The organism is Sphingomonas sp. J344 (assembly GCF_024700005.1).
Taxonomy (GTDB): Bacteria; Pseudomonadota; Alphaproteobacteria; order Sphingomonadales; family Sphingomonadaceae; genus Sphingomonas.
The window spans coordinates 238,791-256,442 of the sequence record NZ_JAJONB010000001.1 but is presented as its reverse complement, the minus strand read 5'-3'; the positions used below and the strand labels follow the sequence as shown (position 1 = coordinate 256,442).

General features: G+C 68.6%; 17 protein-coding genes. 5 read left to right on the top strand and 12 right to left on the bottom strand.

Features of this window, described 5'->3' with window-relative positions:
* Window positions 1–18 precede the first annotated feature (18 nt).
* Window positions 19–393, top strand: a complete 375-nt coding sequence (locus LRS12_RS01260; protein WP_257842932.1) for a HEPN domain-containing protein — start codon at window positions 19–21, stop codon at window positions 391–393.
* Window positions 394–413: 20 nt separating this feature from the next.
* Here LRS12_RS01260 and rlxS read toward each other — a convergent pair whose 3' ends face one another.
* The 12 genes from rlxS to LRS12_RS01205 form a co-directional block, all read right to left on the bottom strand.
* Window positions 414–2,381: a relaxase/mobilization nuclease RlxS gene (gene rlxS / locus LRS12_RS01255; protein WP_257842931.1), complete on the bottom strand. Its 1,968-nt coding sequence runs from the start codon at window positions 2,379–2,381 to the stop codon at window positions 414–416.
* Between the two features lie 297 nt (window positions 2,382–2,678).
* Window positions 2,679–3,041, bottom strand: coding sequence for a hypothetical protein (locus tag LRS12_RS01250; protein ID WP_257842930.1), 363 nt, complete (start codon window positions 3,039–3,041; stop codon window positions 2,679–2,681).
* Between the two features lie 230 nt (window positions 3,042–3,271).
* A complete protein-coding gene (locus LRS12_RS01245; RefSeq protein ID WP_257845402.1) occupies window positions 3,272–3,889 on the bottom strand; it encodes a lytic transglycosylase domain-containing protein in 618 nt (205 codons plus the stop codon).
* 125 nt (window positions 3,890–4,014) lie between these two features.
* The gene (locus tag LRS12_RS01240; protein WP_257842929.1) at window positions 4,015–4,614 is read right to left on the bottom strand and encodes a S26 family signal peptidase; all 600 of its coding nucleotides are present in this window, start codon (window positions 4,612–4,614) and stop codon (window positions 4,015–4,017) included.
* The gene (locus LRS12_RS01235) at window positions 4,601–4,843 is read right to left on the bottom strand and encodes a helix-turn-helix domain-containing protein (protein WP_257842928.1); all 243 of its coding nucleotides are present in this window, start codon (window positions 4,841–4,843) and stop codon (window positions 4,601–4,603) included. Before LRS12_RS01235 ends, LRS12_RS01240 begins: the two co-directional genes overlap by 14 nt.
* 174 nt (window positions 4,844–5,017) lie before the next feature.
* Window positions 5,018–5,341, bottom strand: coding sequence for a DUF736 domain-containing protein (locus LRS12_RS01230; RefSeq protein ID WP_257842927.1), 324 nt, complete (start codon window positions 5,339–5,341; stop codon window positions 5,018–5,020).
* 956 nt (window positions 5,342–6,297) lie between these two features.
* The gene (locus LRS12_RS01225) at window positions 6,298–8,280 is read right to left on the bottom strand and encodes a ParB N-terminal domain-containing protein (RefSeq protein WP_257842926.1); all 1,983 of its coding nucleotides are present in this window, start codon (window positions 8,278–8,280) and stop codon (window positions 6,298–6,300) included.
* 122 nt (window positions 8,281–8,402) lie between these two features.
* On the bottom strand, window positions 8,403–8,810 hold the full coding sequence (locus tag LRS12_RS01220) for a DUF2958 domain-containing protein (protein ID WP_257842925.1): 408 nt from the start codon (window positions 8,808–8,810) through the stop codon (window positions 8,403–8,405).
* Window positions 8,807–9,094, bottom strand: coding sequence for a hypothetical protein (locus LRS12_RS01215; protein WP_257842924.1), 288 nt, complete (start codon window positions 9,092–9,094; stop codon window positions 8,807–8,809). Before LRS12_RS01215 ends, LRS12_RS01220 begins: the two co-directional genes overlap by 4 nt.
* Window positions 9,091–9,585: a zincin-like metallopeptidase domain-containing protein gene (locus tag LRS12_RS19840; protein ID WP_308222952.1), complete on the bottom strand. Its 495-nt coding sequence runs from the start codon at window positions 9,583–9,585 to the stop codon at window positions 9,091–9,093. Before LRS12_RS19840 ends, LRS12_RS01215 begins: the two co-directional genes overlap by 4 nt.
* Window positions 9,564–10,199, bottom strand: a complete 636-nt coding sequence (locus LRS12_RS19835) for an ArdC family protein (RefSeq protein WP_308222951.1) — start codon at window positions 10,197–10,199, stop codon at window positions 9,564–9,566. Before LRS12_RS19835 ends, LRS12_RS19840 begins: the two co-directional genes overlap by 22 nt.
* A 175-nt stretch (window positions 10,200–10,374) precedes the next feature.
* Window positions 10,375–10,497, bottom strand: coding sequence for a hypothetical protein (locus LRS12_RS01205; RefSeq protein ID WP_257842923.1), 123 nt, complete (start codon window positions 10,495–10,497; stop codon window positions 10,375–10,377).
* 1,012 nt (window positions 10,498–11,509) lie between these two features.
* On the opposite strand from LRS12_RS01205, the gene LRS12_RS01200 reads away from it, so the two are divergent.
* From LRS12_RS01200 to LRS12_RS01185, 4 genes are all read left to right on the top strand, one after another.
* On the top strand, window positions 11,510–11,998 hold the full coding sequence (locus LRS12_RS01200) for an RNA polymerase sigma factor (RefSeq protein ID WP_257842922.1): 489 nt from the start codon (window positions 11,510–11,512) through the stop codon (window positions 11,996–11,998).
* A complete protein-coding gene (locus LRS12_RS01195; RefSeq protein ID WP_257842921.1) occupies window positions 11,995–12,918 on the top strand; it encodes a FecR domain-containing protein in 924 nt (307 codons plus the stop codon). The genes LRS12_RS01200 and LRS12_RS01195 overlap by 4 nt, the downstream gene beginning before the upstream one ends.
* A gap of 80 nt (window positions 12,919–12,998) precedes the next feature.
* Window positions 12,999–15,536 carry a TonB-dependent receptor gene (locus tag LRS12_RS01190; RefSeq protein ID WP_257842920.1) on the top strand — a complete coding sequence of 846 codons (2,538 nt, stop codon included), beginning with the start codon at window positions 12,999–13,001 and terminating at the stop codon, window positions 15,534–15,536.
* Window positions 15,536–17,641: an Atxe2 family lasso peptide isopeptidase gene (locus LRS12_RS01185; protein ID WP_257842919.1), complete on the top strand. Its 2,106-nt coding sequence runs from the start codon at window positions 15,536–15,538 to the stop codon at window positions 17,639–17,641. The genes LRS12_RS01190 and LRS12_RS01185 overlap by 1 nt, the downstream gene beginning before the upstream one ends.
* Window positions 17,642–17,652: the final 11 nt, after the last annotated feature.

Genomic DNA, 17,652 nt, shown 5'->3' with positions numbered 1-17,652 from the left:
CGAGTTCCCAGCTTGAACGTGCGGACCAAGAGAGGCGTGTATCTGAAGCATGCCGCCTTCAATTTTCATCAAGCGACAGAAACGGCCTATGCCTGTTTCCTCCTCGTCCAGACGCTATACTTCCCCCGCTCGCACAACATCAAATTCCTGCGCTCGCTGGCGGAGGACAAGGAACACCGTCTGATCGAGGCCTGGCCGCGCGCCAATCGGGCCGATCGACGCCGGTTCGAACTCCTCAAGCGCGCCTATGTCGAGGCGCGCTATTCCTCGAGCTACGCGATCTCGAGTGAAGATCTCGATGCGATCGCGGTCGCGGTGCAGCGCCTTCGGGATATTGTTGAGACGGTATGCCGCGAACGGCTCGAACTCCTGCGGATCGAAGCGGGCGTCTGACCTCCGAACCTTGCCAGAGATCAGCCGATCTCAGGGCCGCCGCGTCCACGCCCGAACCGCCAGCTGATCCCATCTCCGCGCATGATCCCGCTGACCTGATTGCCGATCTGCTTCTCGAGCGTCGGGCGCCATGGGACCAGGGTGAATTCGCGGCTGTTCTCGACCAGTGCGAACCGGCCGCTTGCAAGGTCGACACGGCGTATCAGCCGTCCCTCGATCCGCTCGCCCGGGACCGGTTTAGCATAGGGCAGGGCACGCTCGTGCCCGAGCGTCCCGGCAACACGCCGCAACTCGCCGCGTTCGAGCGCAGCCAGCAGGTCCGCACGCGCGCGCAGCTGGCCATTTTCAACCTGGGCGAGCCCCTGATCGAGCAGCCATTGCCGCCGCGCCGTCAGCGCCGCGCGGACCTCGCGGCCGAACCCAGCGTCGCGCGCTGCAACAGGATCACCGCCCACCAGTTCGCGATCGAGCCAGGTCGCGCCATCGGCCTGCGGCAGTTGTTCGAGCGGGAGTGCCGAAAGGAGCTTGATTTCGACCGGTCGCTCACGCCGCTGCGTTCGCGCAAAAGCCTGCGCGCGATCGAGATGGTCGGCGGCAATGCGCCAGCTGCCATCGCCCTCGCGCTCGACGCCGGAGCCCGCGCGCCGCATCGCCTCGAGGCGGCGGACATGGCTCTGCACATATTCAGTGCTGGCCTTTGGGTCGTGCGTAAGGTGGAGCTCGGCGGAATAGCGTCCCTCATTGGCCGCTGCGATCTCCGCGACCGTGCGATCGACCTGCCTCGGGTCTGCGCTGCGTGCATTGACCTCAACGATCCCGCCAACTGGCAGCGGCTCGGTGGCGTCAGCCCTGCCGATATCGACATAATGGGTCCGTCCATCGACGCCATCGACCAGCAGATAATGGCGGTCGCGCAATTCATCCGAGAGCCCGCGGACGACGACGCGGCCGGTGATCGTGGCCTGGCTTTGGTCGCTGCCGAAGATCACTCCGGTCTCGGGCACTCGACCGAGGCGCTGCGCGGTCATCTCGCGCTGCATCGTGCGGATGATGTCGCCGCGCTCGCCCATCGCGCGCAGAACCGGCTCAAGCTCATCCGCCAGTCGCCAGCGCCCGGCACCCAGCGCGTCGGCCAGCCCCATGCGCCCGAGCGTCTTCAATCGACCGGCGCGCAGCGCCTGCTCGAAGGGGCTGCGCGAGGCGGCGCCGACGACCCGCGCATCGTCCATCGCGCGCAGCAATTTACGGTCGATGCCGGTGAACCGTTCAGCGGTCATCTCGTGGCGCAGCTGGGCTTCGATTTCGTGGGTGGTGCGCGGTCCCAGGTCGAGCGTCATCAGCTCGGCGGCGCGGGCGCGTACGCCATGCGCGATATAGTCGCGCGCGATCACCAGATTGGCGCCGGTGTCATCGACTCCGCGCAGCAAGATATGGGTATGCGGATGGCCGGTGTCGAAGTGATCAACCGCGACCCAGTCAAGCCGGGTCCCGAGGTCGATTTCCATCTGCGCCATCAGCCGACGGGTGAGCGGGCGCAGGGCTTCGAGCTGATCGCCATCTTCGGCCGAGACAATGAAGCGAAACTGGTGCCGGTCGTCGCTGCTGCGATCGAGGAAGGCGCGCCCATCGGCCTTGTCTTCCGTGGGGCCATAAAGCGTGCCCGGACCGCCTTCACGGGTGACGCTGTCGCGCTGGAGATAGCGCAAATGGGTGCGTGCTCCCGTCACCCCTTTTCCGCCAAGCCGGACGAGGCGCGTTTTGACGACCGCGCGGCGGCCGGCGAACCGTGTGTTGGAGGCGCGTTGCGACAGCAGCCGACCGATCGCCGAGCCGCGTCCGATGCGGCTGCCATCGAAGCGCCGGCGCCCGGGCTTAAGGCCGCCCGCGCGCGCGGCAGCTGCGGTCACTTTGCCTAGATAACGCTGGCTGCCGCGCCGTGGCTTGTTGCCGATCCGGCCAAGCCGGGGCTCGAGGTCGTCCTCGCTCATGGCCGCCACCGGCGCGTTGAACAAGTCTCGCAGATCGGCTCGAAAACCCGCAGATTTCCGTGGTTCAGACCGCCGCTGTCTCCCCGGCCTTGCCCAGTGTCTCGCGAAAAAAGGATGTGCAGACAATCAGTTGGCGAGGGTAGCGAGGCACTGCCTTTATCTTGCAAACATCTCCTCACCCCCTCCCGCACCCAACCGCCAGCCAGATCCTCCCGCCGCCAAAGCTCCGGACGGCTCACAAGAAAGGCCGGACCGCGATGCCCGATGGACGTCGCGACCCGGCGATGAATGCTGTGTTCAGCGCGCATCGGCATAAGCGCGCCGTGCGTCTCGCGCCCGTGGGAACCGCCGACATGCGAGCAGTCCGTGCGGCGCTCCCTCGCCATCGACGATGCACTGCGCAGTAAACCAGCGGCCATCGAGCTTGCCGAGGATCGCGACCCGGTCGAGCTCGACCTCGCCGCTGTCCGCGTCGCACTCCCAGCAGCCGAGCCAGCGTTCGGACACGCGCGCGTCCCAATGGAAATCGGTCTCCTCGGCATCGAGAAACCGCGCGGCCAATGCATCTGCAACCACGCCGCCAAATTCGAGCGCGAGCCCCGAGGCCAGAGCTGCCTGTACAAGATGTGCGCCACGCGCGCTGGACTGAATGCTGGTCATAACGATCCTCCAGTGATGCGTCCCCGGGATCGGGAACGCCCCTGTCGGGGCGGTGGGCGGGGCGGCTGTCAGGGCCGCCGGAGCGTCAGCGCAGGCGCCGCGAAGCGGACGTTGGGGGAGCCGATTTACGCAGTAAATCGGGGGGTACCCGCAGGCCTTGAAAGCCGCTCCGTCCGCCGCCATGCTTGGATTATCGAGACGTCCCCCTCCTATCCTGTGAGGCTCATTGGTCATCGCGGCGGATCGCAAACAGGCCGTCGGGACTTGGGTCTGCCCCCCACGCCATCTCTGAGGCTACTGACCTGGTCCTGCGCAGCGCGATGCACCGCGAACAGTGGCTCGGGGCGAGCTTCCGAAGCGCTGGTGCGCGGACCATCGCGCGACGTTGGCGCGACCGCCGACGCTCCTGCGACTTGCGCAAGATAGGCGCGGGTCTCGGCCGGGAGCGAAGCCTTGCCGCGCAAATGGGCGGCGTAGCGCGCTGGCCCAGCGTTGTAGGCGGCGAACAGTCCCGGATAGCCGAACCGGTCGTACATCGCGCGCAGATAGGCAGCTCCGGCAAGGATATTGTCGCGCGGGTCGTCGGGATCGGTGCCCAGTCCGAGCTGAACGCGCAGCTCTGCCCAGGTGCCCGGCATCAGCTGCATCAGGCCGATCGCGCCTTTGTTCGAGCGGATCGGGCGACCGTGGAGCATGGTGCGCCCACCGCTTTCGGCGCGCATGACGGGGACGATCCAGCTCGCGGGAATGCCGAAGCGTTGCGCTGCTTCATCGATATGCGCCTGCCAGCGCGCGACCGGATCGGCGCGATCGATCGGCGCAGGCGGCGATCGCGGCGGGTCGTCCATGACTGCTGCCGATGGCGCGTCCTGCTGAACTCCCGGTGCAGTCTGCGCAGCGCTCGTGGCAGCGCAGACGCCCCACATCAGCGCGATTCCGCCCGCAATGGGCGTGCGCTTCGCGCCCGCGCGGCTCATGGTTCGCGTGCTTCGCTGCGCGTCCAGAGCGGGGTCGCCCTGCCGATGATGTCGCCCGGTGCGCTCACCCCGAAATAGCGCCCGTCGAACGAGTCCGGAGCGTCGGCGAGCAACAGACGCTGCCCGTCGCGCAGTCGGACACAGGCCTGCCAGCGCGGCAATGAGCGCCCGGCGCGGTCGACCACAAGCCGGGTCGCACGCAAGATGCCATTGACGAACAGCCGCCGCCCGAGCGCACAGACGTCGTCGCCCGGCATCGCTGCGACGCGCTTCACCAGCGGGACATTGGCGGGGAGATAATGCCGCCGAGCGGCAAGTGCGCGCGCATGTTCGGGCGGCCAGGCGATCATCAGTTCACCGAGCTCGGCGGCCCGTCCTGGCGCGACGCGATAGAGCCCGATCGGCATGCTTGAACTCGCATTCCAGACCAGCAGCGGGGGCGGGGCGACGACCAGTGTCGCGATGCAGGGCAGGGCCGCAACCAGCGCGAGCCCGGCGATCCGCGCGTGGCGGCGGCGAAGCGCGCGCGTCGCGCGGAGCGCATCGCCCCAGGCGAAGAGCGGGCCATTCGGCCGGCCGGGGTCAGCCTTGCGCATCGCGCACCCCTTGGCGTGATTGCGCGCGCGACCAGCTGTCGAGATCGTCGATATGATATTGGACGGAGCGGCTGTGGCGGCGGAACACCGGCCCCTCGCCACGGCTGCGCAGCGTCTTGAGCAGGCGCGGCGAGAGCGCAAGATAGGCGGCGGCCTGCTCGGTGGTGAGGAAGGGCGTGCCACGCCTTGCACGCGCCGCCCGCTCGATAATATCGTCCTCGTCGCGCATCGCACCGGCTCCCGATGACAGGCGGCGCAGATGCCGCCCGGTGCCCCGAGCGATGCCCTCTCGCGCCTGTGCGCGGCAGGATCGAAATCGTGTCCGCCTGTTTTCGATCCCCCTTTGCCGGGTCCAAGCACGCCAATGGCCCCGCGCCGCATGCGGCGCGGGGCGGGGCGGGTCTCAGTCCGCGGGGTTCCAGATCAGGGCGAAGACATCGTCGTCGTCCTGGCCCGCCGCGCGGCCGAGATTGGCATAGATGCGGCGCGGTCCGAATTCGGGCGCGGCGAGGCTCAGCGACACATAATCGCGTCCCGAGGCCTCGCCCTGGCGAACCCAGCCCGCGCCGATCTCGACGCCGCCGGCGGCGACGCGATAATCTGGCTGCGCGTCGCTCGACTTGCCGCGATTGGGGGTGATTTCGATCTCGGCGCGGATCGAAAGGGTCTTGAGCTGGCCCTTGAAGCCGCCATGGGCGGTGCGGGTCACGGTTCCGATCGAAGGCATTTGAGGTCTCCTTGTGTTGCGCGTGCGGGGAGGTCCGCTTGCGACGCGCGACCGGTCGGCACGGCGTCCAGCCCCTGCGCGAACCGAAGGCCGAAGCGATAGCGGAGGACCGGAGCGGCGGGCGCATTTGAAGCGCGCAGCGCCCGCGAGGAGCCGCAGGATGCGGCGGGGAAATGCGTTTGTCCGCGATGGTTTCGCGCGGGGGCGGCCGTGCCAGGTCGAGCACGAACGCAGGTGGCCTTCCCGCATGCAGACACACCATGACCGTGCGCATCACTGGAACCGCCCCGACACCGGACACGGCATGGGCCATCCATCATCCTGATCCCGCCGCGCAGCGCATGCCAATACGGTTCAGTATGTGCGCAGCCGATCCGCAACTCGCTCTGGGTGGTCGCGATCGGCCTCGGCAACCAGCCAGAGCTCGGGGTCCGACACGCCGCCCTGGCTTGCGTTGATTGCGCAGTCGGGCCGTACGCCAATCGGCAATCGGCAATCGGCAATCGAATTTTGGCGCTCGGGAGCCTGGACTCGCGACCATTGCGATCCCGCACAGCGATCGCCCCCGGCTGTGCCGGATGCGGCGCGGGTCCAGTGCGCGGGCTATCGGCAGGCGCAAAACCGCCCTCGGCGCACAAGCGAAAGGCCCGCGCAAGAGCGGGGAGGGCCTGCTTACGCATCTCCGTGTCGGGGTCGCGTCCTGCGAGAAATCGCGCCCGGATGGCGCGCGATCTGCGCGGTAAATTGTCGCATTGCCGCGTGCACAATAGGCCAAGTCGCGCGCGACTTATCCGCCTCAATCGGCGCTTTGCTCGACCGAACGCGCGCGCAAGGCGCTCGCCTTCTTACAAAAAATGCCGCGCGCCGCAGCCGGAACGGCGGCGGCGCGCGGCCGATTTTTTGGGGCTATTCCCATCCTCGAAAACGGGCGGCGCAGCGCGCCGCCCGCCCATCGATCACGCCGCGAGCGGCGGCGCGTCGTCTTCGCTATCGGGCGCGTTGCCATCGGCCTCGGCATCGTCGGGATCGGCAGTAGCGGGTGCGGGATCGACAGATGCGGACGCGCACGGCGCATCATCGTCCGACGCCGCGTCGTGCCCGGCCGCCGGGCACTCTGCCGCGTCGCCCGCGCGTCCGTTGTCCGCTTCCGAGCCGATCGCAGCCCCGGCGGGCGCGACCGCGTCGCTCGCCGCGCGGTCTGCGCGGGCGGCTTCGACCAACGCATGCGCCGCGACGCTGCCGACCCCGCCGCGCGCGGTATAGGCAGCGGGCGGGAACGCCATCCAGCGCGGCACCCAGCGCGCGACCCGCGACCGTCCGTTGCTGCCCGAGAGGCAGTCGGCGATGATCCCCTTGATTACCGCGCCCTTCTCCTTGGCATTGGCGTTTGCGATGATCTCGCCTGCGACGTCTTCGAAGACCGCGCCGAGCAGCTGGCGGTCGCGCAGCGGCTCGAACAGCGCGGCGTCGGCCTCCCACCAGTCGGCCATGTCGATGCCGATGGCGGCTCCCGCTGCCGCGACCGCCGCGCTGCCCGAAGCAAGGCACTCGCCCATCGCGACCGCGATCACCCGCCCGACCTGCGCATCGTCAAGGTCGCACAGCGCGAGGAACAGGCTGACCAGCCTATAGGGATCGCCATTGCCGCCGATCAGGCTAGGCTGTTCGGCATCGAACCCGAGCAGCGCCAGCACCGCGCGGCGTTCGGCATCGAACACCTGCTCGCCCCGGCAGGCTGCGACACTCTCCGCGACCGCCGCGTTGGGCGCGGTCTGCGGCTCGGGCCGCACCGTCCAGAGCGGCGAACCAACGACCAGATGCGCGACCATCAACCGCAATGCGATGCCGTGATGGTCGAGCAACGCTGCACGCACCGCCGCATGGCGATGCAGATTGACATAGCGCTGCAGCGTCGCGGTGAGTTCGGGGCGCTGCAGCTTGGCGGGTGCATCGCTGCCGCCCGCTTCGCCGCGCCGCAGCCGCTCGGCTTCCCTGCGGGTCAGATAGCCTTCATGGAAGCGCACCTCGCCGCGCGACGACACATCGATATAGACGCGCCCGCCCTTGCGCTTGGGCGCTTTCTCATACTCCCAACTCTGGAAATGGCTGTCTGGGCCGATCACCACGGCATCGCTCCACCCCTCCTCGAGATAGGCGGCGCGGCGTGCTTCGACCGCCGCATTCTGTGCGGTCCAGAACCCGGCATTGTCGGCGAAATAGCGCTCCTCGCCGAACAGGTCGGCGACCACCGCCAGCCCGCTCGCCGCGACGTCGAACAGCGCATGTTCGACCGCGACCGCGCCGCCCCCGAACAGCCACGATTTGAGCTGGTGGCCGGTCGGGCACCAGCTTTTGGGATCGTCGCGCAGCGCCAGCCAGTCGCGCTGCTGGCGCTTGGTCGCAAGGGTCAGATGGCGCACCGTCGCCGCGTCGATCTGCTCGCGGCGATAGAGATCGCGGATGCGCGGGAGCAGATTGCCCAGCGCGAGTATCCGCGCGACCATCAGGTCGGGAAGCCCGAAGGTCGCGGCGATGTCAGCGGGGCTGCGCCCCGCACGGATCAGCCGGGTGAACGTCTCCCAGCGCGTCACCTCGTCGGGGTCGAGCCGCGCGATATTCTCGATCAGCGAGGCCTCGACCGCATCCGCCGCGTCGCCGCCTTCGAGGATGGCGCAGGGCAGGGGATCGGGATCGGGCGGATCGGCGGGGCACGCCTCGGCGCGCTCGCGCGCGACAAGGCTTGCGGCATGGAAGCGCCGCGCGCCGCCGACGATCTCGAACATGCCGGGCTCTTCCCCGGCGCGCACGATCAGCGGCTGAAGCACGCCGCGCGCGCGGATCGTCGGCAGGATATCGCCGACATCGGGGGCCTTGCGGCCATGGCGCATATTGGCCTTGCTGACGCACAGCTTGCCGAGCGGGATAAAGTCGAGTTTCATGTTGGTCACTCCGTTGGTGTGTCGGTTCCGTCATGCTGTGGAAGGTGCGGCGGGACCGGCTCGGATGCGGCGGAACGCGCCGCGCGTCGGGAACCCATCAAAACAGTAGTTTGATGGGCCCCTCAGCCGTCCCCCTTGGGGGACGGAAGCCCGTGAAGATGCTCGGCGGCGCGGGTCGCAAGCACGCGCTCCGCGAGCAGGATCGACCCTGCGATCCGCGCGGTCTCGGCCCAGAGCGAGAGCGGGATCGCGGTGTCGAACGCGATGTCGCGTTCGATCGACAGCCCGAAGGGCAGCCGCAGCCGCTCGATCTCGCCGAGGCTGAAACTGCCAAGCTCGGGGCAGCCAAAGCCAAGATCGGCCAGCCCGAACAGCGTGTCGCCATCCGCTCCGAGTTCGGTGGCGAGCCAAGTCGCGGGGCCGAGCGGGTTGAAAAATTTGACCAGCGGGGCGGGGTCATGGCCGGGCGCGTCGGCGCGCGCGGCATTGCGGGCGAGCGCTTCGCGAAGCGCAGGGGTGAGCAGGGTCATTGGCCGGGTTCCTTGTCGGGAGTGGAGGAGGAGGGCGCTGCCGCGCGCGGTGGCGCGGGCGCGAACAGGTCGAGCTGATCGCGCGCGGCGAGGTCGAACAGGCCGAAGTCGCACGCGCGTTGCGGACGGGTGGGGCCGAGCGGCTGCGCCGCGCGCCACGCCAGCCGGTCGAACATGCGGATCGGCGCGACCCCGGGGACGAGGCTCTGTTCGCCGATCGGCGTCGCCTCGCTCTCAAAGTCGGGGCGCGGGGCCGGGGCAGAGGCGGGGCCGGGGACGCTCATGCCGCCACCCCGCATTGCTTGCCCTGCGCGTCGGCGTGGCGGGCGAGCAGCCAGTCGGCGGCCTTGCTCGCCGCGCTTGCCGCCTTGAAGATTGCGCGCCCGCGCTGCGCGCCGGGGCCGCGCATGGCGGGATCGTCGCTCAGATCGTCGCGCAACACGTCGAGCCAGTGGGCGAGATAATCGGCATGGCGCACGGTCGGCGCGATGCCGAGCGCGGCGCACAGAAACGCCGACCCCATTTCGGCGACCAGTTCCTCGCGCGCATAGGGCTTGCTGCCGAACGCCCCGCTCTGGTCGCGGTCGAGCCGTGCGGGGTGGCCGGTGGCGTGGGTCAGTTCGTGAAGGCAGGTCCGGTAAAAATCGAGCGGCTCGAAGAACGCGCCGGGCGGCGGCAGCTGCACATGGTCGAGCGCCGGGGCGTAATAGGCGGCGTTGCCGCCGATCCGCACCGCGACCCCGCTCGCCGCGATCAGCGCCCGTGCCTGTGGCACCAGTTCATGCGCCGGGAGGGGGTGGGGATCGCGCGGCAACCCCTCAAGCCCGTCGCACTGGGCGACGTTGAACAGGGTGTAGCGGCGCAGGAACGGAATGGCGCGTTGCGCCCCGTCCTGCGCACCCCCTCGGCAGAATCGCGCTGCCGGTCGCTGGCGTCCTCGCCGCGCGCGCGGCCTTCGCTTTCCGCGCTGCCGCTCCTGTCATCGCCCGGCGTGAAGCGCCCGGCAAACACCACGGTGGTTCCGCGCTCGCCTTTGCGCACGCTTCCACCTGCGGCCTGTGCCTGTGCAAAGGTCAGCCAGCGCTGCGAGGACCAGTTCCCCGCGATTACCGCGCTCCACAGGATCAGTATATTGATCCCGCTATAGGGGCGGCGGGTCACGGCATTGCACGGCAACCCTGCCTCGGGCGCGCCGACCTTGCCCCATGGCTGCACCCATGGCACCCGCCCGGCCTCGAGTTCGCCGATGATCCGCCGGGTGACCTCCTCATAGAGATCGGCGCGGCCCGCGCGTGCGCCATCCGTGCGCCTCTGCGTGCCACGCCCGCGCGCGGCGCAGCCCGCGCCGCGTGGACCCGGTTTGTCGGAACGATTGCGGCTCTTTCCCATGACCATTCTCCTCACCCGCCCAAAACCCATGACCCTCCCCGGCAAGCGGGGGTGGGCGGCGAGATGCGACGAAGGGACCCGGCTCAAGCGGGCGGCGGCACCGCCCGGGCCCCGGCGCGCGGCACGCGCGACGGGGTGGGCATCAGGGCGCAGCGCAGCGGAGCACCCCGCAGCGTCAGCGCAGGGGTTGCCGCCGCCCGCGACGGGTCCAGAAGGAAGCGCCGATCACCCGCGCTTGCCCGGGAGCGGTCACCAGCAACGCCGCCGCGCAAGCGGCGTCGATACGGGGAGACGGCATCAGCCGGCTCCCCAGCGCCATGCGATCGTCACCGACAGGCCGAGACCGCTTGCGGGCTCGGCAGAGCCGGGCAATGCCCGGCGGCGTAGAGCGCGGTCGCCCGAACGGCGAAAAGCGGCGCAACAAAAGACGCACTCTTGCGAGCGGCATGGCGCGGCGGCGTGCGCGCGGGACCAAGGGGGCCAGCCGCCGCCGCGCCCCCGCCAGGCGAGCCAAGTGTGCCACGCGGGCAGATCAAGGACGTGCGAACCCTGAGGGCATGGCCCGTCCATGTCCCTCAGTGTGCGCTCCGCTCCCCGCGTTCCATCAAGCCGCAGCCCGGGCAAGGCGCCCGACCCCGATCAGATTGATTGTGAAAACGGAGACTTCACGCAGCGCGCGCGATGGGCTGGGAATGCGATCCAGAAGACGCGATAACTCAAAGGCACCAGCTCGATTTACCCTGCAGATCGTCAAGTCTGAGAATTTGCGGGGTAAGCGTTGAATTTTAGCCATTACCCCCGCACATGGTCGGCCAGGCATCTCGCCGACCTGTTCATCAGTCACGCCCCTCATCGGCACGCAACGCACGCGCGAAGTGGCCGGATTGGCGTGAATTATATCCAAAATGGATCAATGCCCGCCCGGCCCGATCACAATCCCGGCTATGCTTGAACCAGCGCAATCCCTTGCTAAGACTTGCGTTGCATCCGGTTTGGCCGCGGTGCCGGGGCGTGAGAACCCCGCTTGTGAAGCAGCACCTGCCCTGGCTATTTGCCGGGTGGCCGACGTGCATGTCCAAGTCCTTCGGGGCCAAAGACGTCGGCGCGTGACTCAAGCACGTTCTCAACACCCGGCTTTCCGCGCCGACCTCTGGCGCGGGAGTTGGGCATGGCAATTAACAGGCAGGAAAAGGGCCCCAACCGGCCCGGCAGGCGCGGCGCGCCATGACCTTCGAGCCTGCCAGCGACGCCCGCCTGCGTGCGGACGACCCACTCCCGCCCGAGGACCGCGCTGGCACCAGCTTCACGCTGTGCACCGATCCCCCGATGGCGATACGCTCTATCGCAGTGAGGCACCCCGGCTTGCGCGCTATTTCAGACGGCGCTCGCCGCTCGACGAGGTCGCGGACCTCGTCCAGGAGAGCTTCAGGCGGCTGCTCGGGGTCACGAGCAATGTCGATCACCCGCAATCCTATTTGAGCCGGATCGCGTCCAACCTCGTGCGCGACCGTGCCGCCACCAGCGCGCGGCACCATGAGGCTGCGCAACTCCCCTTCGACGATGACGCTGTCGCCGGTCCCGACCCGCATCGTCAGCTCGAGGCGCGAGACGCGGTCGCGCGGTTGGAAGCGGCGCTCGCGACGCTTAAACCCAAGACGCGGGACATCTTCCTGATGCACCGACTCGAAGGGCTGAGCTATGCGCAGATTGCGGACGCGATGGATATGAGCGTGAAGGGCGTCGAAAAGCAGATTGCCAAGGCGCTGGTCGTGCTGCGTCGCCGGGTCGGACCGCTTTGAGCCAGGACCGAATCGATAGAGAAGCGGCCGACTGGTTCGCGCGGCTGCGCGCGGAGCGCGACGCCGGGACCCGTGACCGCGAGCGCGCGGCGTTCGAGGCGTGGCGCGCCGCCGACCCACGCCATGCCGAGGCCTATGACCAGACCGAAAAACTCTGGACCGCTGCAGCCGGACTGCGCCGCCGCGCACCTGCGCCACGCCAGCCGACCGGCTGGGGATGGCCGGCGCTTGCCGCCGCCTCGCTCGCCATCGTGTTCGCGGTCGGGCTCCTTCTGTGGCAGCCAGCGCGACAAGCCCCGACCCAACTGATCGCGTTCGAGGCGAGCGAGGCGCGCGCACAGCAGCTTGCCGATGGCAGCACCGTGCTGCTCGCCCCCGGCGCGATCATCGACCCAGCCTTCACCGCTGCGACGCGTACCCTCAGGCTGGTCCAGGGCGGGGCGCGGTTCATCGTCGCGCATGATCCCGCGCGCCCGTTCGTCGTCGAGGCGGACGGCACCAAGGTCCGCGCACTCGGGACGGTGTTCGATGTTCGCACCGGCGGCACGGCGCCGATCGTCGCGCTGATCGACGGACGGATCGAAGTGCGACGCGGCACCGCCGCGCCGGTAACCTTGGCCAAGGGCGAAGCCATCGACGCCGAGGGAGCCCGGGCACAGGCGCAAATTCCCGAGCGCTGGGTCCCCGCACGCATCACGGTCGAGGGCATGCCGCTGCGCGAGGTGATTGCACTCGCCAATCGTAGCCAGTCCCGCAAGATCGATCTTGCCGACCCCGCACTCGGCACCCGCACCGTCACCGGGAGCTTTGCGCTCGACGATCTCGATTCGCTCGCACGCAAGCTCGCCGCCGCGCTCGACCTTTCGCTTGAGCGGCGCGGCGACCGGCTGGTCCTCGGTCCGCACCGCCCGCAAAAATAAAAAGGGGGATTAGGCCGCCCCGCCGTCAAGCCCCGTCGCAAGGAACCCGGATCAACGGGTCTGCGAGGGGAGACACGATGATGGCGATGGCAACATATCGAACCGGAACGGCGCTTGCGGCGATCCTGATGGCGCAACCGGTGTTGGCGCAGCAGGCCGAGTCCGCGCGCGACTATGCGCTTCCCACGCAGGATCTGGCTGCGGCGCTGCGCGCATTCTCGACCATCTCCGGGCGCGAGGTCATCGCTTCGGCCGAGCTGGTCGCGGGCAAACGCAGCGGAGCGGTCACCGGTCGGTTGGACGCCACCGACGCGCTGGCGCGGTTGCTCGCCGGTACCGGTCTGCATGCCCAACTGGTCGATGGCGCCTTCATCCTGCGTCACGCTCAGACCGAAGCTGCACCTGTCGGCGAGGACGTCGTCATCACCGGTTCGCGGATCCGCGGCGCGCCGGTCGCCGCGCCGGTGATCGCGCTCGACGCAGAGACGATGCGCAATGCAGGGCAGGCGACGCTCGCCGACGCGCTGCGCGCCATCCCCCAGAATTTCGGGGGTGGCCAGAATCCGGGGGTCGGGTTCAACGTCCCCGCAGCGAGTGGGGTCAATGTCGGCGGAGGATCGTCGATCAACCTGCGCGGGCTGGGCAGCGACGCCACGCTGACCCTGCTCAACGGGCATCGGCTGCCCTACAGCGCCTCGCGCCAGAGCATCGATATTTCGGGGATCCCGCTCGGCGCGATCGATCGGGTCGAGATTGTCGCCGACGGGGCCTCGGCGCTCTACGGCTCGGACGCGGTCGCCGGGGTCGCCAACATCATCCTCAAGCGCGACACTTCCGGGATCGAGACGCGGGCGCGGCTCGGAGCCTCGACCGATGGCGGCGCGTTCCGCCAGCTCTACGGCCTCACCGGTGGCAGCCGATGGGGCGGGGGCGGACTGCTTATCGCCTATGAATATGGCCACGACGAACCGCTGCTCGCACGCCAGCGCGACTACGCAAGCGGTAGCGATCCCGAGCTGACCTATCTGCCCGAGATGGAGCGGCACAGCCTGGTCGTGAGCGGGCACCAGGCGATCGGTCCCGATCTCGAACTGGCGTTCGACGGCTTCTACAACTGGCGCTGGAGCCGCTCGCGCTTCCTTGCCAGCGCGACGTCGCGTTCGGAAAACCCGGCGACCTCGGAGGGCTTTGCGCTGGCACCGAGCCTGCGGCTCGCGCTCGGCGACTGGCAGTCCAAGCTGATTGCAAGCTATGGCGAGGACCATGTCACCTATGTGACCGACAGCTTCACGCTGGCCGGCGTTCCGACGACATCGAGCACCAACATCTATCGCAATCGTTCGTCTTCGGTCGAACTCAACGCCGATGGTGCCTTGTTCGCGCTCCCCGGCGGTGACGCGAAACTCGCGATCGGTGCGGGATATCGCGACAATCGCTTCGAGAATTACCGGGGCGTCGGCAGCCTGTCGAACATCGCGCGCAGCCAGGACAGCGTGTTCGCCTATGGCGAACTGAGCCTGCCGCTGATCGGCCCGGCGAGCGGCGTGCCGCTGGTCGACCGGCTGCACCTCACCGCGGCGCTGCGCTACGAGCGCTATCCCGGCCTCGACAGCGTTGCGACCCCGCGGCTCGGGCTGGTCTACGCGCCGATTCCCGATCTCGAGCTCAAGGCGAGCTGGGGGCGTTCGTTCCGCGCGCCGACCTTCTTCCAGCGCTATCAGCTCCAGACCGTCTATCTCGCGCCGCCCTCGATCTTCGGCGGGAGCGGCGCGCCGGCTGGATCGACCGTGCTCTATGCGGCCGGCGGCAATGATGCGCTGCGCCCCGAGCGCGCGACCAGCCTCAGCGCCACCCTCGTCGTCAAGCCGCGCGCAGTACCGGGGCTGCGGGTCGAGGCTTACTATTTCAACGTCCGCTATCGCGACCGGATTGTCGCGCCGATCACTTTTCTCTCACAGGCGCTGTCCAACCCGATCTATCGCGACCGGATCACGCTCACCCCGTCGGCGGCGACCCAGGCGGGGCTGATTGCGGGTGCAGGCGAGTTTCTGAACCTGACCGCCACGCCCTATGATCCCAGCCGGGTCATCGCGATCGTCGACAATGCCAATTTCAACGCGGCGCGCCAGACCGTGCGCGGGGTCGATCTGCTCGCCAGCTATCGGACCGAACTCGGCCCCGACCAGGCGCTGCGCTTCATCCTCAACACCAGCTATATCGAGAGTGACCAGCAACTGAGCGCTAACCAGCCGGTGCTGCCGCTCGCGGGCCTGATCTTCAATCCGCCCCACTGGCGCGCACGCGCGACCTTGGGCTGGACCAGGGGCGATCTGAACCTCGAAGCCGCGCTCGACCATGTCGGCGAGGTCGAGGACCGACGCCGCACGCCGACCCGGATCGTCGGGTCGATGACCAGCTTCGACCTCACCGCGCGCTACCGGACCCCGGAGGGTTCGGGCCTGCTTGGGGGCATCGACCTCACGCTGTCGGCGGCGAACCTGTTCAACGCCAAGCCCGCGCCGATCGCGACGACGCTCCCTTATGATGCGCCGTACGATTCGACCAACTATTCGCCGCTCGGGCGTCACCTCAGCATCGGGATCGCCAGGAAATGGTGATGCGTTTCCCGCGAAGCACGCAGCGTGCGGCACTGCTGGTCGCGGGCCTGCTCGCGACCACGAGCGCGCATGCCGCCTGCACCGATCTCCTGCCGTCGCCGGAGGCGGCGGCAGGAAAGATGCGCAACGTCACTGCGCAGGATCTGATCGAACTGCGCGATATCGGTCAGCCCGATGCTGCGATCATGCTCCCCGAAAGCCCGCTCGCAGTCTCGCCCGACGGCAGAGAGATTGCCTTCGCGATCAACCGTGCCGACATTACCGGTAATGGCTATTGCCGGGGTCTGGTCGTCATGCCCGTCGCCGGCGGTGCGCCGCGGCTGGTCGATCGGGGCGGCGAACTGATCACCGCGACCGGGGTGCGCCGCGGGCTGGTCGAGCGCGGCGGTTTCCCCGAGCTGATCGTGCCGATCTGGTCGCCCGACGGGCAATGGGTCGCCTATCTGCGGCGCGACAAGGGCGTGACCCGGGTGTGGCGGGCGCATCGCGACGGTGGGCGGGCGATGCCGGTCTCGCCCGCCGACCATGACGCCGAGGCCTTTGCCTGGTCGGCCGATGGTCAGCGCATCCTCTATGCAACGCGCCCCGGCTATGCCGCGCAGCGCGAGGCGATCGCGCAGGAGGGCAGATCGGGCTGGATCTATGACCGGCGCTTCGTCCCCAATTGGGGGATGTATCCCCAGGAAACCGGGCCCGTGCCCGTCGAGATCGACGCCATCACGCTTGTCTCTGGACATATCGTTGCGGCGAGCGGTGACGAGCGCGCGCGCGTGCGCACCACCGAGAGCCGCTACAGTGATCGCGCAACCGGGACGGCCTCTGCTGCTGGCTGGCGGGCGGGGACGCGGCTGACCGGCACCTCGCCGATCAGCCCGCTCGAACTGTGGACCGCGCCGCCCGGCGGCGTGCCCAGGGCCTGCGCTGCCCCGGCATGCCGCGGCTCGATCACCGGCAGCTGGTGGTCGGGCGACGGCGCCACGCTCTGGTTCCTGCGTCGCGAGAGCTGGGCCAAAGGCGAGATGGGCCTCTACCGGCTCGATCCCGAAACGCATGAGGTGACCCGCACGCTCGTCACCAGCGATGTGCTGCAGGGTTGCACGCCGACCGGTCAGGAGCTGCTGTGTCTGCGCGAACATGCCACCAGCCCGCGCAAGCTGGTGGCGATCGACATGGCGAGCGGGCGCTCGCGCCTCGTCTTCGACCCCAACCCGCAGTTCAACAAGATCCGGCTCGGCAAGGTCACAAGGATCAAATGGAAGAACAGCCTCGGGCTCGAGGCGTGGGGCGATCTGGTCCTGCCGCCCGGCCACAGGCCGGGCACGCGCCTCCCGATGGTCGTCGTCCAGTATCATAGCGACGGGTTTCTGCGGGGCGGGACCGGGGACGATTATCCGGTCCATCTGTTTGCCGCGCGCGGCTATGCGGTGCTGAGCTTCGAGCGCCCGACCTATGTCGCGTCGCTCGATCCCTCGATCCGCAGCTATGACGAGGCCAATGCCGCCAATGCCCGCAACTGGGCCGACCGCCGCAATGTCCTGTCCGCGCTCGAGATCGGCGTGAAGATGGCGATCGAGCGCGGGGTCGCCGACCCCAGGCGGATCGGCATTACTGGGCTCAGCGACGGTGCGACCACCACAAGGTTCGCGCTGATCAACACCGACCTGTTCGCAGCAGCTGCGATCAGTACCTGTTGCATGGATCCCAATAGCGTCATGACCTATGGCGGGATTGCGTGGGCGGACAATCTGCGCTCCGAGGGCTATCCCGGCGCGACCGAGGACCGGGCTGAGTTCTGGAAGCCATTTTCGAGCGCGGTCAATGCCGCGCGCCTCGACACACCGCTGCTGATGCAGGTCGCTGACAGCGAGGCACTGCTTGCGCTTGAGACCTTCACCGCGCTGCGCGAGCACAAACAGCCGGTCGAGCTCTATGTGTTCCCCAACGAATATCATTACAAATGGCAGCCCGAACACCGCCGCGCGGTCTATCTGCGTGCGATCGACTGGTTCGACTATTGGCTGCGCGGCATCAGGTCGGAAGATCCAGCCCGCGCCGCCGAGCTCCGACGCTGGGACACGCTGCGCAAGGCGCGCGCGAAGCCATGATCACCGACCCG